This window comes from Actinacidiphila sp. bgisy145, from assembly GCF_057708125.1.
In genome coordinates this window covers 25976-51030 of record NZ_JBYIRL010000037.1, presented here as the reverse complement: position 1 = coordinate 51030, position 25055 = coordinate 25976, and the positions used below count along the sequence as shown (strand labels likewise).

At 75.2% G+C, this 25055-nt stretch carries 21 protein-coding genes; 11 read left to right on the top strand and 10 right to left on the bottom strand.

What is annotated here, in order from left to right; all coding sequences use genetic code 11:
• The first annotated feature begins 9 nt into the window (after positions 1-9).
• The 5 genes from AC3ERT_RS28370 (at position 10) to AC3ERT_RS28350 (ending at position 4631) form a co-directional block, all read left to right on the top strand.
• Positions 10-762, top strand: a complete 753-nt coding sequence (locus tag AC3ERT_RS28370) for an amino acid ABC transporter ATP-binding protein (RefSeq protein WP_435177573.1) — start codon at positions 10-12, stop codon at positions 760-762.
• A 205-nt stretch (positions 763-967) separates the two neighbouring features.
• Positions 968-1942 (top strand): glutamate ABC transporter substrate-binding protein, encoded by a 975-nt coding sequence (locus tag AC3ERT_RS28365; RefSeq protein WP_435177571.1) that lies wholly within the window; start codon positions 968-970, stop codon positions 1940-1942.
• 4 nt (positions 1943-1946) lie between these two features.
• A complete protein-coding gene (locus tag AC3ERT_RS28360) occupies positions 1947-2594 on the top strand; it encodes an amino acid ABC transporter permease (RefSeq protein ID WP_335974396.1) in 648 nt (215 codons plus the stop codon).
• On the top strand, positions 2591-3589 hold the full coding sequence (locus AC3ERT_RS28355) for an amino acid ABC transporter permease (RefSeq protein ID WP_435177569.1): 999 nt from the start codon (positions 2591-2593) through the stop codon (positions 3587-3589). The genes AC3ERT_RS28360 and AC3ERT_RS28355 overlap by 4 nt, the downstream gene beginning before the upstream one ends.
• A 301-nt stretch (positions 3590-3890) precedes the next feature.
• The gene (locus AC3ERT_RS28350) at positions 3891-4631 is read left to right on the top strand and encodes a class II glutamine amidotransferase (protein ID WP_435177567.1); all 741 of its coding nucleotides are present in this window, start codon (positions 3891-3893) and stop codon (positions 4629-4631) included.
• Positions 4632-4719: 88 nt separating this feature from the next.
• Here the strand turns inward: AC3ERT_RS28350 and AC3ERT_RS28345 are convergent, their stop codons facing one another.
• The 8 genes from AC3ERT_RS28345 to AC3ERT_RS28310 form a co-directional block, all read right to left on the bottom strand.
• Positions 4720-5037, bottom strand: coding sequence for a hypothetical protein (locus AC3ERT_RS28345; protein ID WP_335974406.1), 318 nt, complete (start codon positions 5035-5037; stop codon positions 4720-4722).
• Between the two features lie 83 nt (positions 5038-5120).
• A complete protein-coding gene (locus tag AC3ERT_RS28340; protein ID WP_435177565.1) occupies positions 5121-6470 on the bottom strand; it encodes a protoporphyrinogen/coproporphyrinogen oxidase in 1350 nt (449 codons plus the stop codon).
• A complete protein-coding gene (locus AC3ERT_RS28335) occupies positions 6467-8101 on the bottom strand; it encodes a class I adenylate-forming enzyme family protein (protein ID WP_435177563.1) in 1635 nt (544 codons plus the stop codon). The genes AC3ERT_RS28340 and AC3ERT_RS28335 overlap by 4 nt, the downstream gene beginning before the upstream one ends.
• The gene (locus AC3ERT_RS28330; RefSeq protein ID WP_435177561.1) at positions 8098-9162 is read right to left on the bottom strand and encodes a UbiA family prenyltransferase; all 1065 of its coding nucleotides are present in this window, start codon (positions 9160-9162) and stop codon (positions 8098-8100) included. The genes AC3ERT_RS28335 and AC3ERT_RS28330 overlap by 4 nt, the downstream gene beginning before the upstream one ends.
• A gap of 93 nt (positions 9163-9255) precedes the next feature.
• Positions 9256-11064, bottom strand: coding sequence for a class I adenylate-forming enzyme family protein (locus AC3ERT_RS28325; RefSeq protein WP_435177559.1), 1809 nt, complete (start codon positions 11062-11064; stop codon positions 9256-9258).
• Positions 11061-12785 (bottom strand): CoA transferase, encoded by a 1725-nt coding sequence (locus AC3ERT_RS28320; RefSeq protein WP_435177557.1) that lies wholly within the window; start codon positions 12783-12785, stop codon positions 11061-11063. The genes AC3ERT_RS28325 and AC3ERT_RS28320 overlap by 4 nt, the downstream gene beginning before the upstream one ends.
• On the bottom strand, positions 12782-13627 hold the full coding sequence (locus tag AC3ERT_RS28315; protein WP_335974428.1) for a class I SAM-dependent methyltransferase: 846 nt from the start codon (positions 13625-13627) through the stop codon (positions 12782-12784). The genes AC3ERT_RS28320 and AC3ERT_RS28315 overlap by 4 nt, the downstream gene beginning before the upstream one ends.
• 77 nt (positions 13628-13704) lie before the next feature.
• Entirely contained in the window at positions 13705-14208 is a 504-nt protein-coding gene (locus tag AC3ERT_RS28310) for a hypothetical protein (RefSeq protein ID WP_335974430.1), read from the bottom strand.
• A gap of 363 nt (positions 14209-14571) precedes the next feature.
• Between AC3ERT_RS28310 and AC3ERT_RS28305 the strand changes: the two genes are divergently transcribed.
• The gene (locus tag AC3ERT_RS28305; protein ID WP_435177554.1) at positions 14572-15822 is read left to right on the top strand and encodes a nucleotide sugar dehydrogenase; all 1251 of its coding nucleotides are present in this window, start codon (positions 14572-14574) and stop codon (positions 15820-15822) included.
• 109 nt (positions 15823-15931) lie between these two features.
• On the opposite strand, the gene AC3ERT_RS28300 is transcribed toward AC3ERT_RS28305, so the two are convergent.
• Both AC3ERT_RS28300 and AC3ERT_RS28295 read right to left on the bottom strand, forming a co-directional pair.
• Positions 15932-17002: a DegT/DnrJ/EryC1/StrS family aminotransferase gene (locus tag AC3ERT_RS28300; RefSeq protein WP_435177623.1), complete on the bottom strand. Its 1071-nt coding sequence runs from the start codon at positions 17000-17002 to the stop codon at positions 15932-15934.
• Between the two features lie 107 nt (positions 17003-17109).
• A complete protein-coding gene (locus tag AC3ERT_RS28295) occupies positions 17110-18405 on the bottom strand; it encodes a DegT/DnrJ/EryC1/StrS family aminotransferase (protein ID WP_435177552.1) in 1296 nt (431 codons plus the stop codon).
• A 325-nt stretch (positions 18406-18730) separates the two neighbouring features.
• Between AC3ERT_RS28295 and AC3ERT_RS28290 the strand changes: the two genes are divergently transcribed.
• Genes AC3ERT_RS28290 through AC3ERT_RS28270 form a run of 5 tightly spaced genes read left to right on the top strand, consistent with a single transcriptional unit; the run spans position 18731 to position 25037 of the window.
• Entirely contained in the window at positions 18731-19897 is a 1167-nt protein-coding gene (locus AC3ERT_RS28290; RefSeq protein ID WP_435177550.1) for a Gfo/Idh/MocA family oxidoreductase, read from the top strand.
• Positions 19887-20903 carry a sugar phosphate isomerase/epimerase family protein gene (locus tag AC3ERT_RS28285; protein ID WP_435177548.1) on the top strand — a complete coding sequence of 339 codons (1017 nt, stop codon included), beginning with the start codon at positions 19887-19889 and terminating at the stop codon, positions 20901-20903. The genes AC3ERT_RS28290 and AC3ERT_RS28285 overlap by 11 nt, the downstream gene beginning before the upstream one ends.
• Entirely contained in the window at positions 20900-23572 is a 2673-nt protein-coding gene (locus tag AC3ERT_RS28280; RefSeq protein WP_435177546.1) for an Ldh family oxidoreductase, read from the top strand. Before AC3ERT_RS28285 ends, AC3ERT_RS28280 begins: the two co-directional genes overlap by 4 nt.
• The gene (locus AC3ERT_RS28275) at positions 23572-24579 is read left to right on the top strand and encodes a Gfo/Idh/MocA family protein (RefSeq protein WP_435177544.1); all 1008 of its coding nucleotides are present in this window, start codon (positions 23572-23574) and stop codon (positions 24577-24579) included. Before AC3ERT_RS28280 ends, AC3ERT_RS28275 begins: the two co-directional genes overlap by 1 nt.
• Positions 24573-25037, top strand: a complete 465-nt coding sequence (locus AC3ERT_RS28270) for a DUF6917 domain-containing protein (protein WP_435177542.1) — start codon at positions 24573-24575, stop codon at positions 25035-25037. The genes AC3ERT_RS28275 and AC3ERT_RS28270 overlap by 7 nt, the downstream gene beginning before the upstream one ends.
• The last annotated feature ends 18 nt before the right edge of the window (positions 25038-25055 follow it).

Sequence of the window (25055 nt, the reverse complement as noted above, 5' to 3'; positions counted from 1 at the left end):
GAGTTCCCCGTGAGCGCGTCCGCCGAACCGCTGGTGAGGATCACCGGAGTCAACAAGCACTTCGGCCGCACCCAGGTACTGCACGATATCGACCTGGATGTCGCGGCCGGTGAAGTCGTCGTGGTGATCGGCCCTTCCGGGTCCGGGAAATCGACGCTCTGCCGCTGCGTCAACCGGCTGGAGACGATCACGTCGGGCACCATCGCCATCGACGGCGTGCCGCTGCCGGCCGAGGGGCGGCGGCTGGCGGAGCTGCGCGCGGACGCGGGGATGGTCTTCCAGTCCTTCAACCTCTTCGCCCACCTGACGGCGCTGCAGAACGTGGTGCTGGCGCCGGTCAAGGTGCGCAGGCGGGCGCGGGCCGACGCGGAGCGCGCGGGCCGGCAGCTGCTGGCGCGGGTCGGGCTGGCCGACAAGGCGGACGCCTACCCCGCCGAACTCTCCGGCGGCCAGCAGCAGCGCGTCGCGATCGCCCGGGCGCTGGCGATGGACCCGAAGGTGCTGCTCTTCGACGAGCCGACGTCCGCGCTCGACCCGGAGATGATCCAGGAGGTGCTGGAGGTCCTGGTCGAGCTGGCCGCCGAGGGCATGACGATGATCGTGGTCACCCACGAGATGGGCTTCGCCCGCAAGGCCGCCGACCGCGTGGTGTTCATGGACGGCGGCCGGATTCTGGAGGTCTCGCCGCCCGCCGAGTTCTTCACCTCCCCCCGCCACGAACGCGCCGCCGACTTCCTCGCGAAGGTGCTGCACCACGTATAGCCGCCGCCCCCAGCCGTCCACAAGCCACCCCCAAGTCACCCCCGGCCGCCCCGGCTCCGCATTCCGCACCAGCCGAATACTCCGCCCGCAGAATATTCCGACCACCGAACACTTCCGCCCCCGAACCGTCGAAACGGACTTTCCGCGCGCCCCTTTTCGGGGCTTTACCGGCGTCCTTTTCCGGTTTCCGTCCTTCAGGAGAGCCATGAATGTCCACCGAACGGCGTTCCGCCGCGCCCGCACGGGCAGCGGCCTCGCCACCGGCCTGATCGCCGCGACCGCGCTCGTCGTGAGCGGCTGCTCCAGCAGCTCCGGCAGCTCCTCGGCGGTGCCCGGCGCGCCCGGCGCGAAGAGCGGCTCGGCCGCCGCCTCGGCGAGCAAGACGGTCGACGCCCTGATCGCCGCCGAGCAGCCCGCCGACGCGTCACTGCTGCCCAGCGGCTCCACCGCGGCGAAGATCAAGGCCAAGGGCACCCTGGTCGTCGGCGGCACCCAGACCGCGGCGCTCTTCTCCCTGCTCGACCCCACCACCGGCAAGGTGGACGGCTTCGACGCGGCCATGTCCGAACTGCTGGCGAAGTACATCATCGGCAAGCCGTCCACGAAACTGGTGAACGTCACCTCCGCCACCCGCGAGGCACTGCTCAAGAGCCACCAGGTGGACACGGTCTTCGCCACCTACACCATCACGCCCGAGCGGGAGAAGTCCGTCGCCTTCGCCGGGCCCTACTACCAGGACGGCCTGGCCATCGAGGTGAAGAAGTCCACCTCCGGCATCGAGTCGGCCGCCGACCTCGCGGGCAAAACGGTGGTCACCGAGTCCGGCTCCACCGCCGCCGCAGCGGTCAAGAAGGCCGCGCCCACCGCCAAGGTGCAGCTCTTCGACACCAACACCGAGTGCCTCCAGGCCCTCCAGCAGGGCCGGGCCGACGCCTACGTCCTGGACCAGGGCATCCTGGCCGGCAACGCGTCGACCAACTCCGACGTCAAGGTGTCCTCCAGCACCTTCAGCCAGGAGCCCTACGGCATCGGACTCCCCCTCGACCAGCCGGACTTCAAGGTCTTCGTCAACAACTGGCTGAAGAAGGTCGAGGCCGACGGCACCTGGGCGAAGGTCTGGAAGGCCACCGTCGGCACCCAGGTCCCCGGCGACGCCCCGACCCCGCCGACGGTCAGCTGACGCCATGGACGTCATCACATCCCACCTGGGCGTCTTCGGCCGCGGTCTGCTGGTCTCCCTCGAACTGAGCGGCAGCACCTTCCTGTTCGCGGGGGTGCTCGGGCTGCTGCTGGCCTGCTGCCGGATCAGCCCGGTGCTCCCGCTGCGCCTGCTGGGCCGGGCCTATGTCGCGGTCCTGCGCAGCGTGCCGCTACTGGTGCTGCTGACGCTGTTCGTGTTCGGGCTGCCCGAGATCGGCATGGTCTACTCGCTGTTCTGGACCGCGGTCACGGCGATGAGCCTGTACTGGGCCGCGTTCTTCTGCGAGGCGGTCAGGTCGGGTGTGCGGTCGGTGCCGGCCGGCCAGATCGAGGCGGGACGGGCGCTGGGCCTGTCCTTCTTCCAGGTGCTGCGGCTGGTCGTGCTGCCGCAGTCCTTCCGGTCGATGGTCCAGCCGCTCGCGTCGCTGCTCATCGCGGTGACCCTCAACTCCTCGCTGGCCTCGGCCGTCGGGGTCACCCAGGAGCTGACCGGGCAGACCGAACTCCTCGACCAGCAGTACGCGCAGCCGCTGGTGACCTTCGGCGCCGCCGCGCTGTGCTACGTGGCGATCACCCTGCTGATCGGACGGCTGGCGGCCCTCACCGAGCGGAAGCTGATGGTGGTGCGATGAAGCAGAGCGCATCCGCCTCCCCCGGGCCCGCCTCCCCCGGGCCCGCCTCTCCCGGGCCGGACCCGGCTGCCGGGCCCCGGCTGTCGCTGCGCGAGCGGCTGGCGGCATGGAGCGACGCGGACGACGGCGTCCTCTTCGACCCGCCCGGCCCGCGCGGCCGGGTCCGGATCGCCGTCGCCACCGCCCTGTCGCTGCTGGTGTGTGCCGCGCTGGTCTGGCTGGCGGTACGGCAGTTCGCCCGGCACGGCCAGCTCGACGCGGCGAAGTGGAACCTCTTCACCCAGCAGGCCGTGATCCGCTACCTGCTCAAGGGGCTGTGGGCGACCGTCAGGGTCACCCTGGTCAGCGCGGCGATCGCGGTGCCCTGCGGCGCCCTGCTCGCGCTGGGCCGGCTGGCCCGCAACCGGCCCGTGAAGTGGCTGGCCGGGCTCTACGTCGAGACGATGCGGGCGGTGCCGCTGCTCCTGCTGATCTACGCCTTCCTGTTCGGCCTGCCCAGCGCCGGGGTGCGCCTGCCGCTGTTCTGGCAGCTGGTGTGGCCGATCGTGATCACCAACGCCGCGGTGTTCGCCGAGATCTTCCGGGCCGGGGTCCGGGCGCTGCCGCGCGGCCAGGCCGAGGCCGCCCACGCGCTCGGGCTCGGCTACTGGCCGGCGATGCGGCTGGTGGTGCTGCCCCAGGCCGTCCGCGCCACCGCGCCCTCGCTGATCGGCCAGCTGGTCCGCCTGCTGAAGGACAGCACGCTGGGCTACGTCGTCAGCTTCCTCGAACTGCTCAACTCCGCGAAGGTCCTGGGCGAGTACGACCACACCATCGTCCAGAGCTACCTGGTGGTCGCGGCGATGTACGTCGTCGTGAACTCGCTGCTCGCCACCGCGGCCGGGCAGTGGGAACGGCGGCTGGGCCCCGCCCGGCGGCGCGGGCGGCGGCGACGGCCCGCCGCCGGGCGCGGTTCAGCCCCTGCCGGTTCAGCACCTGCCGGTACGGCGGGCTGACCCCAAGTCCCCGGCCGGGTGGTGCGGTTCCCCGTCTTTGCACCGGAGCCCGGCCGGGCAGCGGCCGGGCGGACACGGCCCTCCCCTCGTGCACCGCCCGGCCCGCTCCTGCGGCGCCGCCCCGCCGGTTTGGCCCGCACCGCCTTCCGATCGGCCCCGCCGATCCGATCCGACCCGCGCCGCTTTCCGATCCGCACCCCGTCCTCGTTCCGCGCTGCCCGCGGCCGGGCTTCGCCGTGCCCGGACGGCCGGCCGGCGACGCCCTCCCCGAAGAGAGTTGGACCCGCAGATGTGTCGACTGATGGGCGTCGTCGCCCGCCGGCCCCAGCCGCTCGGCGACCTGTTCGCCGCGGACCTCGCCCCCTTCCTCGCACTCGCCTGCGAGCACAGCCACGGCTGGGGCGCGGCCTTCCCCACCGGGCACGGCACCGTCGGATCGGTCAAGGAGCCGGTCCGCGCCGACGAGAGCGCCCGGTTCCGTTCGGTGCTGGCCGGCCGCGACTGCGACGCCGCCCTGCTGCACCTGCGGATGGCCAGCCCCCAGTTCCCGGTCACGGCCGGGAACACCCACCCGTTCGGCGACGAGCGGATGGCGTTCGTCCACAACGGCGACTTCCACTCGCCCGGCTGCCTGGACGACGTGATCGGCGCGCCCGCGCTGGGCGCGGCGGAGGGCGACACCGACAGCGAGCGCTTCTACCTGGCGGTCCGCCGCCGCATCGACGACGGGGTGCGGCCGCCCGAGGCGATCGCGGAGACCGCGGCCCTCATCCGCGGCCGGGCCGCCCGCTTCGCCAGCCTGAACTGCATGCTGCTCACCCCCGAGGCGGTGTACGCCTACACCGCGCACGACCCGCACTCCGAGGTGGTCGGCCGCCGCGGACCGGGCTACTTCGCGCTCAGCTACCGCGTCGACGACGACAAGGTCCTCGTCGCGTCCGAGGGCTGGCCGCAGGACCCGCCGCGGTGGTCGGTCCTGCCCGAAGGCCATGTCCTCGAGGTCGCCCGCGGCAGCCTCTCCGTCAGGGTCCACCCCTTCTGACCGTTGACCGCTGACCGCTGACCGTGCCGGGCCGCCGGGCGCGCCGTCGTACGCGGCCGAGGGGCGCCCGGCGGGAGGGGCGGGCTCGTCAGGCGGAGAAGCTGCCGACACCGGAGACGTGGGTGCCGTAGCCGGGGGCGAGGACGCCGATGCCGGAGCTGGGGAGGGTGGCGGGGATGGTGCAGAAGGGGTCGGCGTAGACCTTGATGGGCGCGTCGGTGAGGTTGTCCAGCACGTGGGCCAGCGGCGGCAGTTGCTGGCAGCCGCTCGGGTCCTGGTAGGTGTCGAGCGGCTGGACCTCGGTGGAGAAGACGACGACCTGGCCGCTCGCCGCCTGGGCGGGCGCGGACGCGAGGCCGACGACGGCGGCGGCGGCGAGTGCGGCCGCGGTGGTGATCAGACGCATGGGGGTTCCTCCGGTGGGTGGGATGTCACTGACGGGTGGGGCTTGCCGATCCGGACCGGCCGGGTGGGCCGGGTGGTGCCCGGTCACCGCGGAGTCCGGACGAGGGGGGCGGCCGTGCGCGCGGCGGCGCGGTGCACGGCCTGTTCCGCCGAGCGGACCGCGCCCTCGCTGTTGGGGCGCAGCAGCGTCCAGTCCCCGGCGTAGTCGATCGGGCCGGGCGGCCGGGCGGCGAAGCCGGCGCGCAGCCGCAGCGCGGCGGGCGTCGCCTCGGGCAGGCCGTGGCGGAAGCGGTGCACCAGGGTGCGGACGGTGGCGGCGCCGAGGCCGGGCAGGAAGCGCTCGGCCTCGGTGAGCAGGGTGCGGGTGATCTCGTGGTCGTCGGCGTCCAGCAGGCCGGGGCTGGTCCAGGGCGAGCCGAAGAGGCTGACCATGCCGCGGCCGGGCGGCACCCGCCCTTCGGCTTTGAGGTGGTCCAGCAGCAGCCCGGAGCAGATCCGGCTCTCCCCGACCGGCACGGACAGCGCGTAGCTGGGGGTGCGGGTGGGGCTGGGCAGCGGCCGGTCCAGCAGGCAGACGGCTTTGAGCATCGGCGCGAAGGTGCACGCTTCCAGGAAGGCCCGTTCCTCCGGCGGCGCGTCCGCGTACAGGGTCCGGGCGACGGGTGCGGGCACCGCCAGCACGATCTGCCGGGCGGTGAGGGTCTGCCCGTCGGCCAGGTGGAGGCGGGCCCCGTCCGGACCGGCGGGTTCGACCGCGGCCGCCGGGCTGTTCAGCCGGACCGGGACGTGCCGGGCCAGCGCGCGCGGGAGGGTGTCCATGCCGGTGGTGTAGGTGGTCCAGCTCGCGCCGGCGCCGCCGACGGAGAGCAGGGTGGCGAGCATGGGCGCGGCCGCGGAGCGCTCCGAGCGCCAGCCGAAGCAGTGGCCGGACAGCGGCTGGAGCAGGCAGTCGTGCAGGTCGGGGTGGTGGCGGGCGGCGTACTCGGCGACGGTCGCGCCCGCCGACGGGGCGAGTTCGGGCCGGTCGGGGTCGAACTCGGCGCGCTTGCGGACGAGTTGCGCGGTGAAGCGCAGCCAGGCCAGCCGGCCGGCCCACGACATGCCCGCGCCGGTGAGCAGCCCGGCCGGGTGGCCGAGGTGCGCGTGGGCGCGGCCGCCGCGCCACAGCGCGAACCCGGCCCGGACCGGCACCACGTGTTCGGCCGGGACGTCGAGTTCGCGGATCAGCCGCCAAGTGGCCTGGTAGCCGTTCGCGGCGATGGTCTCCGCGCCCTCGTCGACGAGGTAGCCGTCCACGCGTGAGCTGGCCATGCGGCCGGCGACGCGCGGGCCGGCCTCGAAGACCGTCGCGGAGCGGCCCGCCTGCTGGAAGCGGTAGGCGGTGGTGAGGCCGCCGATGCCGGCGCCGACGACGGCGACGTCGAGGTCGGTCATGTCCACCTCCCCGACCCGTGGGCGGCGGCGCCGGCCAGGTAGCGGTCGCGCAGTTCGTGGCGGCGGACCTTGCCGGTGGCGGTGCGCGGCACGTCGTCCCACTCGATCACCAGCGGCGTGCCGAGCGCGGGCAGGTCGCGTACCGCCTGCCGCCAACGCTCCTCGTCCAGGGGGGCGTTGACGACCAGCACGATCTGGGGCGCGCGGTCCACGGCGCCGAGCACGACGGCCTCCTCGACCTCGGGCAGCCGGTCGTGCAGCACGTCCTCCAGTTCCACGCAGCTGAGTCCGGGGATCATGTCCACCTCGCGGTCGAGCAGCAGCAGCGCGCCGCCCCGGGTGCGTACCGCGAGGTCGCCGGTGTTGAACCAGTCGCCATGCGCCTTCTCCCGCCAGCGGTCGCCCTCGCCGAGGTAGCCGAGGCAGCGGGCCCTGGTGCGGGTCAGCACCAGGCCGGCCTGCCCGCGCGGCAGGGGCCGGAGGGTCTGCGGGTCCACCACCCGCAGGCCGACCCAACCGGGCACCGGGCGGCCGAGGTTGCGGGTGGTGGGGTGGCGCTCCGCGCGGCGGGCGAGCGCGCGGCGGGTGAGGAAGCGGAAGGTGAGCGGCCCGGTCTCGGTCTGCCCCCAGCCCTGCATCCACACCGGCCGGGCCCTACCGGTGGCGGTGAGGAAGGCCCGCACGGTGGGCGGGTGGATGGCGTCGAAGGTGGAGATGTACATGCGCACGGCGCGGAACGGGTTGTCCGGGCCGGTCGCCAGGCGCTGCCAGCGCACGTAGGTCGACGGCAGCGCCTCCAGGATCGTCGGCGGGTGGGCGCCCAGGGTGCGGCTCGCGGTGTCCGGGTCGGAGTCGGCGACGATCACGACCGCGCGGGGCCGGTGCCACAGGGTGCTGACCGTCCACGCCAGCGCGCGGCCGTGCACGAACGAGATGGCGCTCGCGACGGTGTCGGCGCGGCGCGCGGTGACCACCGGCCAGCGGCGCGCCTCGAATCCGGCGAGGCGGCGGATGAGCGTGGTGGTCGAGTGGACCACCAGCTTGGGCACGCCGGTGGTGCCCGAGGTGTGCAGGACCGCCAACGGGCCGTCGTCGGCGCGCTGTTGCGGCACGGCGGCGTCGGGTCGTACGGGCAGGTCGTGGAAGGCGCGGACCTGGCGGGTGGCGGCGGGATCGGGGGCGGGGCGCCGGGAGTCGGCGCCGTGCTGGTCCAGCGTCACGGTGGCCGACGTGTGTCGGGTGAGGTCCACGCCCGCCTCCGCCGCGCCGCGCAGCACATGGTCCTGCGTGACGAGGACCGCGGGCCGCAGCCGCTCCAGGAGGGTGTCGAGGACCAGGGGTGCCAGGTGGTCGGACAGCAGCGCGGGGACCGCGCCGATCCGGGCCGCCGCGCAGGCGAGCAGCACGCAGTCCCAGTGGTTGCGCTTGACGACGGCGACGTGGTCGCCGCGGCCGGCGCCGGCGGCCGCGAGCCGGGCCGCGGTGTCGCGGACGAGGTCGGCCAGGCCGGGGATGTCCAGCCGGGTGCCCGCCTCGGGTGCCAGGTCGAGCGGGCGGCTGAGGTGGACCACGGTCGGTGAGCCGCGCCGGGCGAGGGCGTCGAAGACGACGCCGGGGTCGAGGGGTTTCACCGCCGGGTCACCGCCAGGAGCAGGTCGGCCGCGGCCATCAGCGCGGTGGCCAGGCGGTGCAGCCGGATGCCGCCGGTGCGGGCGGCCAGCACGTCGCCGCGCAGGTTGCCCTGGACCCACTGCCGGGCCCGCAGCACCACCACGGGTGCCATGAGCACCGCGAACCACCACGGTGCGGTCCCGGTGCACGAGGGCACCACGATCAGCAGCGCCTCCAGCAGCGAAACCGCCGCGATGAAGGCGGAGTTGCCGCGTGCGGAGGCGACGGCGGCCACGGTGAGCCGGCCGACCGCGCGGTCCCCGGCCCGGTCGTTGATGTTGGAGTAGACGCCGAACAGCACCGGGCCGAGCCCGAAGACCAGCGCCTGCACCACCACGAACCCGGGGGCCCGCCCGGACAGCAGCCCGAACAGCGGCAGCACGTAGCCCCAGCCGAGCGCAGCGAGGAACAGCTCCTGGAAGCCGCGGTAGCTGAACTTCAGCCACCAGGAGTACTGGAACCCGAAGGCCACGCAGGCGGCCGTGCCGAGCACCGCCCACATCGGCGCCGCGGGGGCGGCGAGGACCGCGCCGCCCCAGAAGAGCGCGCACAGCGCGACCGCCGCCGTGCCGAAGCGCAGGGCCTGCCGTTCGGTGAGGGTCCCGGCCACCAGCGGCTTGCGCGCGAGGCGGCGGGCGGCGGCGTCGGGACCGTAGTTGGCCGCGTCGCTGCCGTCGCGGTAGCCGGTCACGTCGTCGAAGGCCACCATCCCGGCCACCATGGTGAGTTCGCCCAGGAAGAACAGGAGCAGCACCAGCGCGAGCCGGCCGGCGGACCCGGCGGAGGCCGCGGCCCCGTACGGGACGAACATCGCGGTGGCCAGCGGGATGCTCAGGTAGTAGTCGAGGATGTCGAGCTTGGCCAGCTTGGCGTAGGCGCGCCAGCTGCCGGGGGTGATCGGCGACGCTTCGGCGGCGGCCGGCACGGCTCTTTCCGGGACGGCCTGTTGGGGGACGGCCTGTTGGGGGACGGCTCGGTCCGTCGGCTGGGCCGCGGTGTCGAGTACGGGCGCGCGTTCCATGAGCGGGGTGGTCCTCCTGCGGTGCGGTACGACTTCGGTGCTGCTGAGTGCTGCTGGGTACTGCCGGGTGGTGCCGAGTGCTTTCGGGCGCCGCTACGCGCCTGCCGGATACGGGCGTACGGCGGCCGGTCCGCCGCGGGCGGGCGGCTCGGCGAGGGCGGCGCGCGCGGCAACCGCCGCCTGCGCCGCGGCCGTCAGGGTGCGGCGGCAGACCTTTCCGGTGGCGCCGAGTGGCAACTGCTCCAGGTGCAGCACGAGTTCGGGCGCCTTGCGCCGGGCGAGGCCGCGCTCAACGGTCAGGTAGGCGGCCAGCGCGGCCGTGTCGAGCGGCACCGTGCCCGGGCGCTGCACCAGGCACGCGCACAGGCGTTCGCCCAGGTCCGGGTCGGGCACGGCCACGCACGCGGCCTCGGCGACGTACGGGTGCGCGTGCAGCTGCTCCTCGACCTCGGCGGGGCTGACGGTCCACCCGCCGCGGATCACCGTCTGCCGGAGCCGGTCCAGGACCCGCAGCGTGCCGTCCGGGTCGATCACGCCGAGGTCGCCGCTGCGCACCCAGCCGTCCGCGGTGCGGTAGCGGCGGACCAGGTCGGGCGCGCCGACGTAGCACAGCGGGCTCATCGGGCCGCGGGCCTGGATCTCGCCGCGGTGCCCGTACGGCAGCGGCGTGTCGTCGCTGCCGCAGACGCGCAGTTCGGTGACGCGCGGATCGGGGCGGCCCACGCGGCGCACGTCGTGGTCCGCGCCGGTCCATGTGGCGCGGCAGTTCACGCCGTCGCTGGAGCCGTAGACATTGGTGACCGGGCGGCCGAGCCGGGCCAGCGCGGCGGCGAGCACCGCGGAGGTGAGCTGGGCGCCGCTGGAGACGACGGCCCGCAGCGAGCTCAGGTCCTCCCCCGGCACGGGCGGGTGGCTCGCGATCCGGCCCAGCATCGTGGGCACCGCGAGCAGGTGCGTCGGGCGCCATTCGGTGACGGCGCGGAGGGCGGCGCCGGGGTCGAAGCGGTCCAGGAGGTGGAGGGTCGCGCCGCAGCGCGCGAGGGCGACCAGGGCGAGGGAGCCGTAGGAGGAGGCGAGCGGGGCGAGGACGAGGGCGGCCGGGACGCCGCGGGCAGGAGTGCCGTCGTCTTCGGGCGCGGGGCGGGGGCCGGGGCCGGATTCGGGGTCTGGACCGGGGTCGGGGTCTGGACCGGATTCGGGGCCGGGTCCGGGGTCGGGGTCGCGCAGGACCGCGTCCACATAGGTGCCGCGGCCGCCGAGCAGTGCGTTGTGGCTGTAGGCGGCCATCTTCGGGGCCGCTTCGGAGCCCGAGGAGACCAGGATGCGCGCCGGGTCCTCCGGCTCGACCGCGGCCGGCACGAACCCGTCGGCGTCTCCCCCTTCGCGCAGCAACTCCTCGACGCCGACCTGGTGTTCGAGGTACGGCAGCGGGCCGTGCCGCAGGTCCGCCGGCGTGTCGGCGATCAGCAGCCGGGCCCGCGACCCGGCCAGCAGGGCGTGGCTCTCCCGGCTGCCCTGCCCGGCCGGCCAGGGCAGCGCCACCGCGCCGACGGCCGCCACGGCGAGGTCGGCGGCCAGCGCGGGCCAGCCGCTCGCCAGCCGGATGCCCACCACGTCGCCGGGCCCCGTGCCCAGCGCCCGCAGCCCGGACGCCATCTGCCGTGCCCGCGCGTCGAGTTCGCGGTAGTCGAGCACCGTGTCCGGGGTCCGTACGGCCGTCCGGCCGCCGTGCGCCCGTACCTGCGCGGCGAACGCCTCGTACACACCGCGGTCCGGGCAGTCGCCGCGCGCCACCCACTCCCGCCGTGTCCGCGCGGGCACCGCGTCGCGCAGGACCAGCCCGGCGCGGGACGTCCAGCTGCGGTGGCCGGTCTGCGGCGGTGTCGCCGTGCGGGCCGTCATCGGGCGAACTCCCAGGGGCCGCGCGGCCGTACGCCCGGGCCGTGGTCGAGGACGGGCGCGAAGCGCGGGTCGGCGGCGAGGGCGGCCAGGTCGGTGCAGGCGGGCACGGTTGCCTCCTCGGGGGCGGTGCGGAACTCCGGGCGGCACAGCAGGCGGGCGGCCGAGAGCAGTGAGGTGGTGACGGCCCGCCCGCGTCCGGTCAGGCGGGCCGCGAGCAGCCCGGCGACGGCGCCTTCCGCGCAGGCGACGCCGCCCAGGACGTCGGTGAGGGTGAGCAGGGAGGGCGCCGGGGGCAGACCGGGCGGGGTGACGAGGGCGGCGAGCCCGGACCACGCCTGGACCGGGAAGTCGGTGCCGGTCGGCGGGCGTCGGCCGCGTTCGCCGCCCCAGCCGGACGCGGCGGCGTGCACCAGGCCGGGCCGCAGCGCGATCAGCTTCTGGGCGTCGAGGCCCGCCCGCAGGTCCTTCCCGGGGGCGAGGCTGTGCAGGAACACGTCGGCCGCCGCCACGCGTTCGCGTACCGCGGCGCGCCCGGCCGCCGTACCGAGGTCGGCCTCCAGGACGTCCTTGCCGTGGTTGAGTGCGGCGAAGCGGGCCGAGCAGTCGCCCGCGAGCGGCGGCATGCCGCGCATCGGGTCCCCGCCCGGCGGTTCGACCCGGACGACGCGCGCGCCCAGCAGCCGCAGCAGGTGGCCGGCCAGCGGGCCCTGGACCCGGCGGCACACCTCGACCACGCTCACCCCGTCCAGCGGTCCGGCCCCGCCGCGCCCCAACTCCGCGGGCGCCGGGCCGACTTCCCCGAGGGTGCGCAGCTGCCACGGCTGCTCGTCGGCGGCCTGCGCGGGCCGTGGCGCGACGGCCACGGCGGTGACGTCCACGCCCGTCCCGCGGGCCACGCGCCGCAGGTACGGCATCGCGTGGCGGGCGGTCGCCGCGAGCAGCGCGGGAGGGAGCGGGCACACGGCGGTGGCGTAGCGCTGCCCGAACGCGTGCCAGCCGTGCCCGGCGGCGGCGCGGTCCACGCCGAGCGCGGTCCAGAAGCGCAGCCACGCCCCCGGGTCCAGGGTCTCCAGCTCGAAGCGGCTGCCGTCGGCGGCCTGGAACGGCGGTCCGCCCGGCCCGGCGGGCTCGGTCCAGCCGTCGTCCCCGGCGGTCGCGGCGGCGAGGTACTGGCTGACGGACAGCAGCGCCGCCTCGGCGACCGACGTACGGACCGTGACCGCCGCGCGCGCACCCGTGCCCTTGCGGATCAGGTGTGTGCTGCCGCCGCGGCCTGCTGCGGCGGCCAGGGCGGCCAGTGTTCCGGTGGCGGCGAGCAGGCCGGCGACGCAGCTCGCGTAGGCGACGCCGAGGGCGGTGGGGCGGCCGTAGCGGCGGCCGTGGACGTGCGCCAGGCCGCAGGCGGCCTGTACGTCGGCCTCGCCGGCCAGCGGCAGGTCCACCAGTCCCGCCCAGCTCAGCACGCAGCTCGCCCGTGCCCCGCCGGCCCGGGCGGTGAACGCCGTACCGCTGCCGGGCGGCCCCGGTTCGACATGGCAGCCGGCCGCCCGCAGATGGGACGCCGCGAGCCGCATCGCCGTGACCGGCGGCTCCTGCCGTCCACCAGCCGTACGGGCGGGCGGTGTTGGCGTGCCGGGAGCGGGCGCAACAGTGCCGCGCGTGGCGGCCGCGGCCGTCTCCGCGGGTCCGGGCGGCGCCCCGGCCGTCACTCCCGTGGTCACTCCGGCCGCCTCGCCTGCACGCAGTACAGCACGCAGGACGCGGCCCGGAAGCCGGGATGCCGCATCGCGTCGCGCGCCGCGAGCAGCTCCTCCTCCGTCAGCCCGTGCTCCAGCAGCTGCGCGCGGAGGTGGTAGGTGTGGTGGAGCTGGAGTTGGAGCCCGGGCGAGTCCGCGCGCCAGGGCACGAGGTGGGGTACCGGGTCGATGGCGGTGAACCCGGCCGCGCGCAGGTCCTCTGCGCAGGTCCGCCCCCATGACGGGTCGGCGCCGGCTGCCCGCAGCGCGCGGCCCTTGGCGGCGCGGAACGCCTCGTAGCCGGCGCGGGTGCGCTCGTCGGGGGCGAGCAGCACCGGCGCGTAGTCGATGTCGAACTCCTCCAGTTGGAGGTGGCCGCCGGGGCGCAGCGCGCGCAGCAGGCGGCGCAGTACGGCCCGGCGTTCCGGCAGGTGGGTGAGGACCAGCCGGGAGTGCACGAGGTCGAACCCGCCGTCGGGCAGCGGGTCGCGCACGATGTCGTGGCGCCGCACCTCGAGGCCCGCCTGGGCGGGGATGTGCGCCGGCTTGACGTCCGTGGCGAGCACGCTGCCGCCCGGTGCGGTGCGCCGCGCCAGCCACCGGGCCACGCTGCCGCCGCCCGCGCCGGCTTCCAGGCAGTCCCAGCCCGGGCCGACCCCGGTCCGCGCGAGCGCGTCGGTGGTGATCCGGTCGTGTGCGGCGGCCAGGCAGCGGTGCTGCTCGGTCGCGTGGGGGCTGTCGTTGTCGAAGGCGTAGCCGCCTTCGGGGGCGGTGGCCGCCGCCGTCTCCTCGACGGTGGCGGTGGTGCTGCGGGTCGCGGCAGGCATGGGTTCTCCGGTACGGCGCGGTGGGGGCGGTGGGCCGCCGCCGGGGCGGTGGCCCACCGGATGGTGGTGCGGGTCCGTCAGACGTCCCAGCTCACCGTGTAGACCGCGAGCGCGGTGTTGGTGAAGTGGGCCGCGCCGGTCAGGCCCTTGTAGGCGCCGGTGCCGCCGGTGACGACGCCGTCGAAGGACTGCGGGTAGGTCGCGGTGACCGGGTCCTGGATCGGGAAGACCACCGACAGCGCGACCTGGTCGCCGTTGTCGAAGACGACGTCGGCGTGGCAGAAGGCCGTGACCTGCTTGGCGCTGATGCCGTCCTTGTCGCACATGTCGTAGGCGGTGCCGACCGCCTTCCCGGCGGAGTCCGTGACCGTGGCGCTGCCGCCGAAGCCGGCGCCCAGGGCGTTGGCGGCGTTGGCCTCGTCGTTGTTCGCGCTGAAGTTGAGCGTCAGCGACGGCGGGGCGGTGGCCTCCTGGTGCGCGGCGGTGGCGGAACCGGTGGTGCCGGCCACGAGAGCGATCGCCGCGGCGCCGGTCGCGGTGGCGGCGACGGCCGCACGCTTCGCCGTGACAAAACGGGTCATGGATTCTCCTCGGACGGCCCGGGCCCACTGCCCGGGTTCGGACCGAAGTACACCATGTCCCCACATACTTCGCATCAACCCCATTCCGGTCATCACCCGACGGTGTCGCAGGGCGGCCCGGGCTGCCGAACCACCGCTCGGACCAGGGTTCTTGGGGCTGCCGGCGGTGCCGCGAACCCAACCCCGGCACGCGGTGCCGGACACGGGGCACGCGCCATTGGAGTGAAGAAATCACTCGCTTGAGCGCCGCGGTGCCGCGCCGTCCGCGGGCGGTCCGGGCCAATGGGCAGGATCGCTTCTGCGGCCCCGGGCGTTCCGGGCCGCCTTTCGCAACACGTGCCGCCCCAGGGGAGTTTCGGTCTGATGTCTTTCGATCTGCTGGTGGTCGGCCTGGGCTACGTGGGGCTGCCGCTGGCCCGCGCCGCGACCGGCGCCGGGCTCGCCGTGGCCGGCCTCGACATCGAGCCCTCCACCGTCGCCGCACTGCGCGCCGGCCGCTCCACCGTGCGGGACGTCAGCGACGCGGACGTGGCCGGGATGCTCGACGCCGGATTCACCGCCGGCACCGACCCCGAACTGGTCGCGCGGGCAAAGGCCGTGGCGATCTGCGTGCCCACCGGGCTCGCCGCGGACGGCCGGCCCGACCTCGGCCCGCTGCGCGCCGCGTGCCGCACCGTCGCCGGGCACCTGCGCGCCGGCATGCTGGTCGTCGTCGAGTCGACCTCCTTCCCGGGCACCACCGAGGAGTTGGCCGCGCCGCTGCTGGAGACCTCGGGGCTGGCCGCCGGGGTGGACTTCCACCTCGCCTACTCCCCCGAGCGGGTCGACCCGGGCAACACGCTCTACGGCATCGCCAACACGCCCAAGGTGGTCTCAGGGCTCACGCGGGTGTGCGCGAAGCAATGCGCGGCGCTGTACGAGCAGTTCGTGGACCACGTGGTGGTCGCGCGCGGCACCCGCGAGGCGGAGTTGGCCAAGCTGCTGGAGAACACCTACCGCAGCGTCAACATCGCCCTGGTCAACGAGTTCGCCCGGTACTGCCACCAGGTCGGCGCGGACATCTGGGACGTCGTCGCCTGCGCCGGGACGAAACCGTTCGGCTTCCAGTCCTTCCGGCCCGGTCCGGGCGTGGGCGGGCACTGCATCCCGGTCGACCCGGTCTACCTCCTGCACGGCGCGCCCGACGACGCCTTCCCGCTCGTCCGCGCCGCGCTGCACACCAACCGCGTCATGCCGGACCACGTGGTGGGGCGCGCGGCGCGCCTGCTGGCGGAGCAGGGGGTGGCGCTGCCCGGCGCCAGGATCACGCTGCTGGGCGTGTCGTACAAGCCCGACACCGAGGACGTACGCGAGTCGCCCGCCCTCCACGTGGCGCGCGGGCTGGCGGACTTGGGCGCCGAGGTCGGCTGGCACGACCCGCACGTGGCGGACCTGCCGCTGCACGGCGTACGGCTGCGGCGCCAGGCCGACCCGTACGCCGCCGCGGCCGACGCCCACCTGGTCGTGCTGCTCCAGGCGCACTCCGCTTACGACGTCGGGGCGTTGGCGAAGGGGGCGCGGCTGCTGTTCGACACGACCGGCCGGGCGAGCGGAGAGGGCGTCGTACGGCTCTGAGCGGCGGTGGTGCGGCTCTGAGCGGGGGGACGGGTCGGGCGGTACGGTCGGGTCGGTCGGGCGGCGCGGTTCTGATGCGGGCGGTGGGGGCCGGTGCGGGGGCGGACGCTCAGGTGCCGACGGCGAACTCCCGTACCGCGTCGGCGATGTACTCCACCTGGTCGTCGGTGAGTTGGGGGTAGATCGGCAGGGACAGAATGCGCTCCCCGGCCCGTACGGCGGCCGGCCAGGAGTCGCCGGGCGCCGCGTACCGGGAGAAGGCCGGCTGGTGGGGCAGCGGCAGCGGGTAGTAGACGTGGCTGCGGATGCCGCGCTCGGCCAGGTGCGCCCGCAGCGCGTCGCGCCGGTCGGCCTGGAGCGTGTAGACGTAGAAGCAGCGTCCGTCGCGGCCGGGCGGCGGGGCGAGCACACCGCGCACGGCGAGGTCGGCGAAGCGCTCGGTGTAGCGGGCGGCGATGCGCGCGCGGCGTTCGAGGCGGTCGGCCAGCCCCGGCAGCCGGTGCAACTGGAAGGCCGCCAGGACCTCGTCGAAGCGGCTGTTCCAGCCGATCCGGTGGTGCACAAAGCGGTGCACGCCGTCCTGCCCGTGGTTGCGCAACATCCTCACCGTGCGGCCGAGTTCAGGGTCACGGGTGACCACCGCCCCGCCCTCGCCGGCCGTGCCGAAGGTCTTCACCTGCACGAAGGAGTAGACGCCCGCCTCGCCCGACAGCCCGGCCGGCACCCCGCGCAGCACACCGCCCTGGGCGACGGCCGAGTCCTCCACCAGCCGCAGCCCGCGGTCCCGGGCGAGCGCGGCGAACCGCGGCATGTCGGCCATCACCGAGAACATGTGCGCGGGCATCAGGGCTTTGGTGCGCGGGGTGATCCGGCGCTCCACGTCGTCGGGGTCCACCACCATCGTCCAGGGGTCGATGTCCGCGAAGACCGGCGCCGCGCCGAGCGCCACGACCGAACCGGCCAGCGGCGCGCAGCCGAACGCGGGGACGACCACCTCGTCCCCCGCGCCGATCCCCATGGCCGCCAGCACCAGGGTCAGCGCGCTGGTGCCGCTGCCGCAGGCGACCACGTCCGCGGCGCCGAGCCGCTCGCGCAGCACGTGCTCGAAGCGGGCCGTCTGCTCGCCGAGGATGAACTTCTGGGCCGCTCCGGTGCCGGTCTCCCGCACCAGGCGCAGCAGGTGGGCGCTGTCGGCGCCGAACTGGTCCGGCGGGAAGAAGGGGAGGCGCGTGCCGTGCGCGGGCTGGGGCTGGGGCTGGGGCTGGGGCTGGGTGGTGGCGGTCGTCGTCACGGGCGGGCTCCGGCGTAGAAGTCCTGGATCACGTCGCAGACCCGGTCCACGGCGTCGGGCGGCAGGTCGGGGTAGAGGGGCAGCGCCAGGGTGCGCGTGCAGGCGGCCTCGGCCGCCGGGAAGTCGCCCGGGCGGTGGCCGAGTTCGGCGAAGCAGGGCTGGAGGTGCAGGGGGCTCGGGTAGTACGTCTCGGTCTGCACGCCGAAGTCGGCGAGGTGGCGGGCGAGTTCGTCGCGCCGCTCGAACTCGGCGACATAGACGTAGAAGACCGGCTCGGCCCGCGCCCCGCGGTCCACCGCCGTCGGCAGCCGCAGCACTCCCGGCATCCCCGCCAGCCGCCGGTCGTACGCCGCGGCCAGTTCGGCGCGGCGGGCGATGTCCGCGTCCAGGCGGGTGAGCTTCGCCAGCAGCACGGCCGCCTGGATGTCGTCCATCTTGCTGTTGCACCCCGGCAGCGTGCTGCCGGTGTTGATCGTGGTGAAGTCCCCGAGGGTGCGCCCGAACCGGCCGTGGTGGCGCAGGGCGCCCGCCGTCTCCGCGATCCCGTCGTCGTCCGTGAGCACCGCCCCGGCGTCGCCGATCGCGCCGAGCGTCTTCGTCGGGAAGAACGACAGCACCCCGCCGGCGCCGAGCAGCCCGGCGTGGACTCCCCCCAGGCGCATCCCGATCGCCTCCGCGCTGTCCTCGACGACGGTGAGCCCGTGCCGCCCGGCCAGTTCGCCGAGCCGGGTCATGTCCGCCAGCTGGCAGAACAGGTGCACCGGCATCAGGAAGCGGCAGCGCGGGGTGAGCACGCGCTCCACCGACTCCGGGCACAGGGCGTACGTCACCGGGTCGATGTCCGCGAACACCGGCCGCCCGCCGGCCAATACCACCGACGAGGCGGTGGCGACGAAGCTGAACGCGGGGACGACGACCTCGTCCCCGGGCCGCAGTCCGGCCGCGCGCAGCAGCAGGACCAGCGCGTCCGTACCGCTGTTGACGCCGATGACGTGCCGGGCGCCGGTGTACTCGGCGAGGGCGCGCTCCAGCTCTCCGACCTTGGCGCCGTGGGAGAACTTGCCGTCGGCGAGCACTTCGCCGAGGTGCTGCTCGATGCGCGGCCAGAGGGAGGTGAAAGAGGCGGCCTGGGTGAAGAAGGGTACGGGTTCGGCGTGTTGGGGGTCGGCTGGTCGGCGGTCGGCTGGTCGGTGTCCGGCTGCGGAGCGGGGCAGGCCCGCGGGCTGGTGCGGTGCCGGTTGCGGGGCCCGGTCCGGCGCCTGTCGCGGGGCCGCGGTCTGCTGGAGGTCCATCTCCGCCTTTCTGCCTTGTCGGCGCTGCCCCGGCACTTGGGCCGGGCGCACCGGGCGCACCGGCGCATGGGTCAGGCGCTTGCGCTGGCGCGTGTTCGGCGCCCCGGACCTCGCGCCCCGGACGAACCGCTCCCGACGGTAGGGCAGCCGCTCCAACGAATCGCGGTGGACTGCGCGTTCGTTCGGGGTATTCACGCGAAAAGGGAGTGATCGGCGCGTTTCGTTGACTTCATCCGGTTCGTACGCGCAGGCTGACCGGCGTTGCCCCGCCCCCGCTTGATCCGTTTCCCGCACGAAACGTTCCCCCGCTGTCGACAGAAGGCTGATGCTGGAGATGCTGCGCACGTTGGTCGTCGGCCTCGGCCGGGCGGGGGCGGGTCTGCACCTGCCGGTCCTCGCCAAGGCCCGGGCGCGGCAGGATCGTTGCTTCGCCCCTGAGCCGGTGGTCGGCTACGACCAGGACCCCGCCGCGCGGGCCCGGCAGGCCGGGGCGGGGCGGCACCTGGTGGCCTCGCTCGCGGCGGCCCGGCGGGAGCTGGACCCGGAGCGGACCGTCGTCCACGTCTGCACGCCTCCGGTCGCGCGGGTCGAGGTCGTATCGGAACTGCTCCGACTCGGCTTCCGCAAGCTGCTGCTGGAGAAGCCGCTCGCCGCGGGACCGGACGACCTGGCACGGCTGCTGGCGTCGCTGCGGCAGGAGGGCCTTCGGCCGGACCTGCGAACGGCCGTGGTGGCGCCGTGGTTGGCGAGCACCCTGACCGACCGGCTGGCCGCGCTCGTGGCGGGCCGAGGTGCCGAGGAAACGCAAGGCCCCCGGTCTGCGGTGGGTGCCGCCGCGGGTGCGCTGGATACGCTGGGCGCGCTGCGGCAGATCTCCGTCGTCCAGGACAAGCCGCGTTTCCAGCGCTCGCTGGCCACCTCGGGGCACCCGACGGCGTTCGACGTGGAGGTCCCGCACGCGCTGGGCGTCCTGCTCAGGCTGGCCGGCGACGCCGAGGTGGTCTCCGCCGGCTGTACCGACCTCCGGGTGGACGGGCGGTGCCTGCCCCGGCTCGGTGGCGCCACCCTCGCCCTCGCCCACCGCGGCGGCGTACGCAGCGTCGTACGCTCCGACCTCACCTCGCCGGTGCGGGAGCGGCGGATCACGCTGCTGTTCGAGCACGGCACCGCCGTCGGCCACTACCCGGCCGACTCCTACGACCGGTACGCCCAACTCCGGCTCACCGCCGCGGACTCGGCCACCGAGCGGCGGGAGGTGTTCCGCGACGAGGCCCTGACGGAGTTCATGCTGCGCGCCTACGCGTACTTCGGCGGCGACGGTCCCTGCCCCGCCACCGTCGAGCAGCAGGCACGGGTGGTCGAGCTGCTCGGCCGGGCGAAGGAGTTGGCCGCTGGCGCTGCCGCTTCCCCTTCCGCTGCCCCCTCCGTCGCCGCTGCCGCTGCCGCTGCGGAGATTCCGCTCCAGGGAAGGGAGTTGACCGGTGTCCGCTGAAGCCGTGCGCCCTGGGTCCGTGCCGCGCCCCGGGCCGCCCGTCGACATGTCCACCGCCACGTCCACTGCCGCGTCCGCTGCCACGTCCGGCGGCGTCGCGCTGACCGGGATCGGCGACGAGGCCGCGCTCGGCATCGAGGGCCAGATCGAGGCCGTCACCGCGCTCGGCTGGCGCTCGGTCGAGCTGCGGACCGTGGACGGGACACCGCTCGCCGAGCTGTCCGCGGCCGCGTTCGACCGGGTCGCCGGGGCGCTCGTGGACGCCGGGCTGTCCGTCGTCGCGGTGGACGCCCGGATCGGCGGCTGGGCCCGGCCGGTGACCGGCGACTTCGCCGCGGACCTGGCCGAACTCGACGTCCTGGCCCGGCGTTGCGCCCGCCTCGGCACCCGCTACGTGCGGGTGATGTCGTACCCGAACCCCGCCGACCCGTCCGACGGCGGCCTCGACGCCGCCGCGTGGGAACGCGAAGTGCTCGGTCGCGTACGGGAGTTGTCCACCCGCGCGGCCGCCTCCGGGCTGACGCTGCTGCACGAGAACTGCGCCGGCTGGGCGGGCAGCGACCCGCACCGCATGGTCCGCCTGCTGGAGGCGGCCGGCCCGGGCCTCGCCCTGCTCTTCGACACCGGCAACGGCCCCGCCTACGGCTACGACGGCCACCGGCTGCTGACCGACCTGCTGCCGTACGCCGACCGGATTCACCACGTGCACATCAAGGACGCCGTCCTGTCCCCCGGCGGCGCCGTCCGCTACTGCGTGCCCGGCACCGGTGACCTGCGGGTCGCCGACAGCGTGCGGCTGCTGCTGGCCCACGGCTACCGGGGCGCGCTGTCGCTCGAACCGCACGTCGCGGTGCGGCCGCACGAGGACCACCGCGACCCGGCCGAGGAGTGCCGCGCCGCGTTCGTCCGGTGCGGCCTTGCGCTGCGGCGCCTGCTCGACGAGGCCCACGCGCCCCCGACCGCCGCCGTGGCGAAGGATCTTGAGCGGCAGGAGTCCGCCCGGTGAACCTGCTCAGCTTCGCCGACCACACCTTGCTGCTCGAGCTGCTCGCCCTGCCCACGGCAGGCCCGCTCGAGTGCGGCCCCGGCGCGCCCGCCCCCGAGCTGTGGGCCGCGGGACGGCGCTACGCCGAGGCCGCCGCCGCGCTCGGCTTCCACGTGCTCCACCACGCCGCGGCGCCGCCCGACTGCCTTGCCCGCGACGACGTGCCGGTCCTCGTCCGCCGAACCGCCGCCGCGCAGCCGGAGTTCCTCGCCTGCCAGCCCAGCCTGGTGCTGGCGCTCGGCCCGGCGGACGCGCCGCACGAGCGCACCGTGATGTTCAACGTCCACCTCGACACCGTCGCCGGCGTCGAACCGGTCTCCTTCGACGGCGCGCGCTTCCACGGCCGCGGCGCCATCGACGCGAAGGGACCGGCCGTCGCGCTGCTGGCCGGACTGCGGCGCGCGCTCGGGGAGTTGCCCGGTCTCGCCCGGGACACCCGGGTGCTGATCCAGGCCGTCGCCGGCGAGGAGGGCGGCGCGCTCGGCACCTTCGGCACCCGCCCGCTGGTCGAAGCCGGGCACCACGGGCGGCTGAACGTCTTCTGCGAACCCACCGGCGGCCGCGCCCTGACGCGCTGCACCGCCGCGATGACCGCGCTCCTCAGCGTCCACGGCGACGACGCGATCGACGACCGCCCCGCGGCCGGCCACAACGCCACCGTCCTGCTCGGCTTCCTCGCCCAGCACCTCGCCGCCGTACTCGACCCGGAACTGGCCCCGGCCGACGGCCAGTTGTGTGTCGCCGGCCTGCACACCGGCACTCTCCACAACCGTGTCCACGGGCGCGGGCAGCTGCTCCTCAACCTCTCCTACGGTGCGCCCGCCACCGCGCGGCGGCTGGAGCGTTTGGTGCGCGAGGCCGTCGACGACGGCCTGCGCGCCTTCGCCGCCGTCTTCGGCCGGACCCGCCGGTTCGCCCGGACCGCCCGCGACGCGCCGGGCATCGTACGGCTGGAGTGGCTCAAGCGCGGCCTGCCCGTCCTCGGCGGCGACGCGTCCCCCTGGCTCGGGGCGCTCCTGGAGCGCGCCGCGATCCCGCCGTGGCCGGCCGAGGAGCCCGGGTTCACCTGCGACGCGATCTGGACGTCCGGTGTGGCGGGCGCGCACTGCGTCGTACTCGGCCCCGGGAGTCTCGACGCCAACCGGGCGCACGCGGAAGGGGAGTTCGCGGACCTCGCGGGGCTGGAGGGGTTCGCGGCGACGGTGCCGCGGCTGCTCGGCGCCTTCCGTACGTCCGCGCCTCCCGCGCCGCCCGCTGCGTGCCCACCGCCGTCCGCCCCGTATGCCCCCTTCTCGTCCAGCCCGTCCAGCCCTTCCGCCCCGTCCAGCCTGTCAGGAGAAGACTTCCCGATGCCGTTGCCCAACCCACCGTTGTCCGGCTTCCCCGCGCAGGCACAAGCGCAGGCACAGGCGCCGGCGCAGACGTCCGACGGCACGGTGCGCCTCGCGTACGACGACCTGCTGGCGTTCGTCACCGACGTGTTCGTACGCTGCGGCGTGCCCGCGTCGCGCGCCGCCACCGCCGCCGAGGCGCTGTGCTACGGCGACCTGTCGGGCATGGACTCCCATGGGCTGGCCAACCTCACCCGCCAGTACCTGCCGCTGTTCGAGCAGCGCCGGACCGATCCGGCGGCCGAACCGGAGCCCGTCACCGACCTCGGCGCCGCGCTGCGGGTGGACGCGCACCGGGCGCTCGGCCTGTGGGCGGCGGCGGAGGCGATGGACCTCGCCGTCGAGCGCGCCGAGCAGTTCGGCATCGGCCTGGTCAGCGTGTACGGCGCCACCCACTTCGGCTGCGCCGGCTATCACGCGGCGCGCGCGGCCCACCGCGGTCTGGTCGGCCTGGTGGCCTCCAACTGCGGCGGCCAGCGCATCACCCGCCCGCCGGGCGGCCAGGTCACGATGCTCGGCACCAACCCGCTGGCCATCGCCGCGCCCGCCGGGCCGCACCACCCGTTCGTCCTCGACATGAGCACCACCGTCGTGCCCACCGGCCGCGTCCGCGCCGCCGCTCGCGCCGGACGGCAGGTGCCGGAAGGCTGGCTGACCGGCGACGACGGCCTGCCCGTCACCGACCCCGCGGCCTTCGACCTCGGCCGCGCGCACCTCGGCTGGCTCGGCGGGACTGCCGAGACCGGCGTGTACAAGGGGTACGGGCTCGGGCTCGCGGTGGAGGTGCTGGCCGGGCTGGTGAGTGGTTCCGGCCTCGGTCCGGCGCCGGCGGCGCTGAACGGCGACGGCCGCCCGTCCGGCCGCGACGACGACATCGGCTACCTGGTCGCCGCGATCGCCCCCGCGCTGCTGCGCCCGAAGGAGGAGTTCGCGGCGGACGCGGGCGCGCTGTTCGGCAGCCTGCTGGACTGCCCGCCCCTCGATGTGGCTTCCCCCGTGCGCTACCCGGGGTGGCCCGAGGGCGAGCGGGCCCGCACCCGCCGCGCCACCGGGGTGCCGATCAGCTGCCGCCAGTACCGGGAACTCGCGGACGTGGCCGAGAAGTTCGGGCTGACCACGCCGGTGCCGCTGAACCGTACGGGTGCGGGTGCGGGTGCGGGTGCGGGTGCGGACGAGCGTGCGGGCGCGGACGAGTGTGCCGGTGCGGACGGCGCCGCGCACCTGGACGGTGTGCGCTGATGGCCCGCCCCTCCGTCGCCGTGGTCGGCCTCGGCGTCATCTCCCGCTTCTACCTCGCCGCGCTCGACGCCTCCCCCGCCGTGCAGCTCACGGCCGTCTGCGACCGCGACCCGGCCGCATTGGCGCCCTGGACGGCAACGGGTCCGGGAACGCGTACGGCCGAGGACCCGTCCGGCCCGGTCCTCGGCTACCGGGACCACCACGAACTCCTCGCCGCACACCCTTCCCTCGACGGCGTCATCGTCACCGTCCCCAACGACGCCCACGCCCCGGTCTGCGCCGACTTCCTCCGCGCGGGCGTGTCCGTCTGCGTGGAGAAGCCCCTCGCCCTGACCAGCACCGCGGGCGCCGAACTCACCGCCCTCGCCGGGGAGTACGGCGCCACACTCCTCACCGCCTTCCACCGGCGCTACAACTCCGCCGTCGGCGCGCTCGTCGCCCGGCTGCCGCGGAACGTGCCCGTCGAGCAGGTCACGGTCCGCTACCTCGAACGCATCGAGGAGCATGTCGGGCCCGACCGCTGGTATCTGGACCCGGTCCGGTGCGGCGGCGGATGCGTCGCCGACAACGGTCCCAACGCCTTCGACCTCGTCCGCCTCCTGCTGGGCGAGGTGACCGTCGAACGCTCCCGCATCCGCCGCGACGCCTCCGGACTGGACCGCCAGGCCACGATCGCGCTGCGCTCCCCAGACGGCACCGCCCGCGCAACCGTCGAGCTCGACTGGTCCTATCCCGGCGAACTCAAGGACATCCAGGTCACGTTGGCCGACGGCTCCGTCCACCACGCCGACATGCTCGCCGGCCACCACGGTTTCAAAGCCTCGCTCCACCACGAGTACGAGGCGATCGTCGCCGACTTCGCCCGCCGGCTCGACGCCCCGCCCCGCCCCGACCGCGGCGGCGCCGCCGCCCTGCACCTCGTCGAAGCCGCCTACGACCGCGCCGAACCCTGGCCCCCCGGGCCCGTACCCTCCCACCCCCGACCGGCAGAGGCACCCGCATGCTGACCCCAGCCCCCACCCCACCACCGAGGCCGGCCACCGCACCGACGGCCCTTCGCGAGAACGGCGCCAAGCGGACCGTCCACGGCAGCCTCGTCAAGATCCTCCTCCACCGCCGCGACGACCGCGGCATGACCCTGGAACCCCACGCCAGCCGCTGCGTCCGCGCGGGCGAGGTACACGAACTGGTCACCACCGACCACACGGACCCCGCGCCCGGTGCCCGGATCGACCGCGTCGGCTTCCTCGGCTTCGTCGAGCTGGAGCGCGGCGGCGTCATCGACCGCGGCGACACCGTACGCATCGGGGACCACACCGTCGGCACCGTCCTCGGCTTCGACGCCTGCCACTTCCCCAACCACTACAACATCCTCATCCGCACCGGCACCCCCGTGACCGGCCCCGACCTGGGGCTCTCCCCGGAGCAGCGGGTGAGCTTCGAACAAGCCGCCTCTGACCACTGACCCCCACCGTGGAAGGCC

Bases quoted from the DNA above. Each gene is read 5' to 3' on its own strand.
- AC3ERT_RS28365 (WP_435177571.1), top strand. From the start codon at position 968: ATGAATGTCCACCGAACGGCGTTCCGCCGCGCCCGCACGGGCAGCGGC.
- AC3ERT_RS28355 (WP_435177569.1), top strand. From the start codon at position 2,591: ATGAAGCAGAGCGCATCCGCCTCCCCCGGGCCCGCCTCCCCCGGGCCC.
- AC3ERT_RS28305 (WP_435177554.1), top strand. From the start codon at position 14,572: ATGTCTTTCGATCTGCTGGTGGTCGGCCTGGGCTACGTGGGGCTGCCG.
- AC3ERT_RS28315 (WP_335974428.1), bottom strand. From the start codon at position 13,627: ATGCCTGCCGCGACCCGCAGCACCACCGCCACCGTCGAGGAGACGGCG.
- AC3ERT_RS28325 (WP_435177559.1), bottom strand. From the start codon at position 11,064: ATGACGGCCCGCACGGCGACACCGCCGCAGACCGGCCACCGCAGCTGG.
- AC3ERT_RS28350 (WP_435177567.1), top strand. From the start codon at position 3,891: ATGGGCGTCGTCGCCCGCCGGCCCCAGCCGCTCGGCGACCTGTTCGCC.
- AC3ERT_RS28330 (WP_435177561.1), bottom strand. From the start codon at position 9,162: ATGGAACGCGCGCCCGTACTCGACACCGCGGCCCAGCCGACGGACCGA.
- AC3ERT_RS28310 (WP_335974430.1), bottom strand. From the start codon at position 14,208: ATGACCCGTTTTGTCACGGCGAAGCGTGCGGCCGTCGCCGCCACCGCG.
- AC3ERT_RS28275 (WP_435177544.1), top strand. From the start codon at position 23,572: ATGGCCCGCCCCTCCGTCGCCGTGGTCGGCCTCGGCGTCATCTCCCGC.
- AC3ERT_RS28340 (WP_435177565.1), bottom strand. From the start codon at position 6,470: ATGACCGACCTCGACGTCGCCGTCGTCGGCGCCGGCATCGGCGGCCTC.
- AC3ERT_RS28290 (WP_435177550.1), top strand. From the start codon at position 18,731: ATGCTGGAGATGCTGCGCACGTTGGTCGTCGGCCTCGGCCGGGCGGGG.
- AC3ERT_RS28360 (WP_335974396.1), top strand. From the start codon at position 1,947: ATGGACGTCATCACATCCCACCTGGGCGTCTTCGGCCGCGGTCTGCTG.
- AC3ERT_RS28295 (WP_435177552.1), bottom strand. From the start codon at position 18,405: ATGGACCTCCAGCAGACCGCGGCCCCGCGACAGGCGCCGGACCGGGCC.
- AC3ERT_RS28270 (WP_435177542.1), top strand. From the start codon at position 24,573: ATGCTGACCCCAGCCCCCACCCCACCACCGAGGCCGGCCACCGCACCG.
- AC3ERT_RS28345 (WP_335974406.1), bottom strand. From the start codon at position 5,037: ATGCGTCTGATCACCACCGCGGCCGCACTCGCCGCCGCCGCCGTCGTC.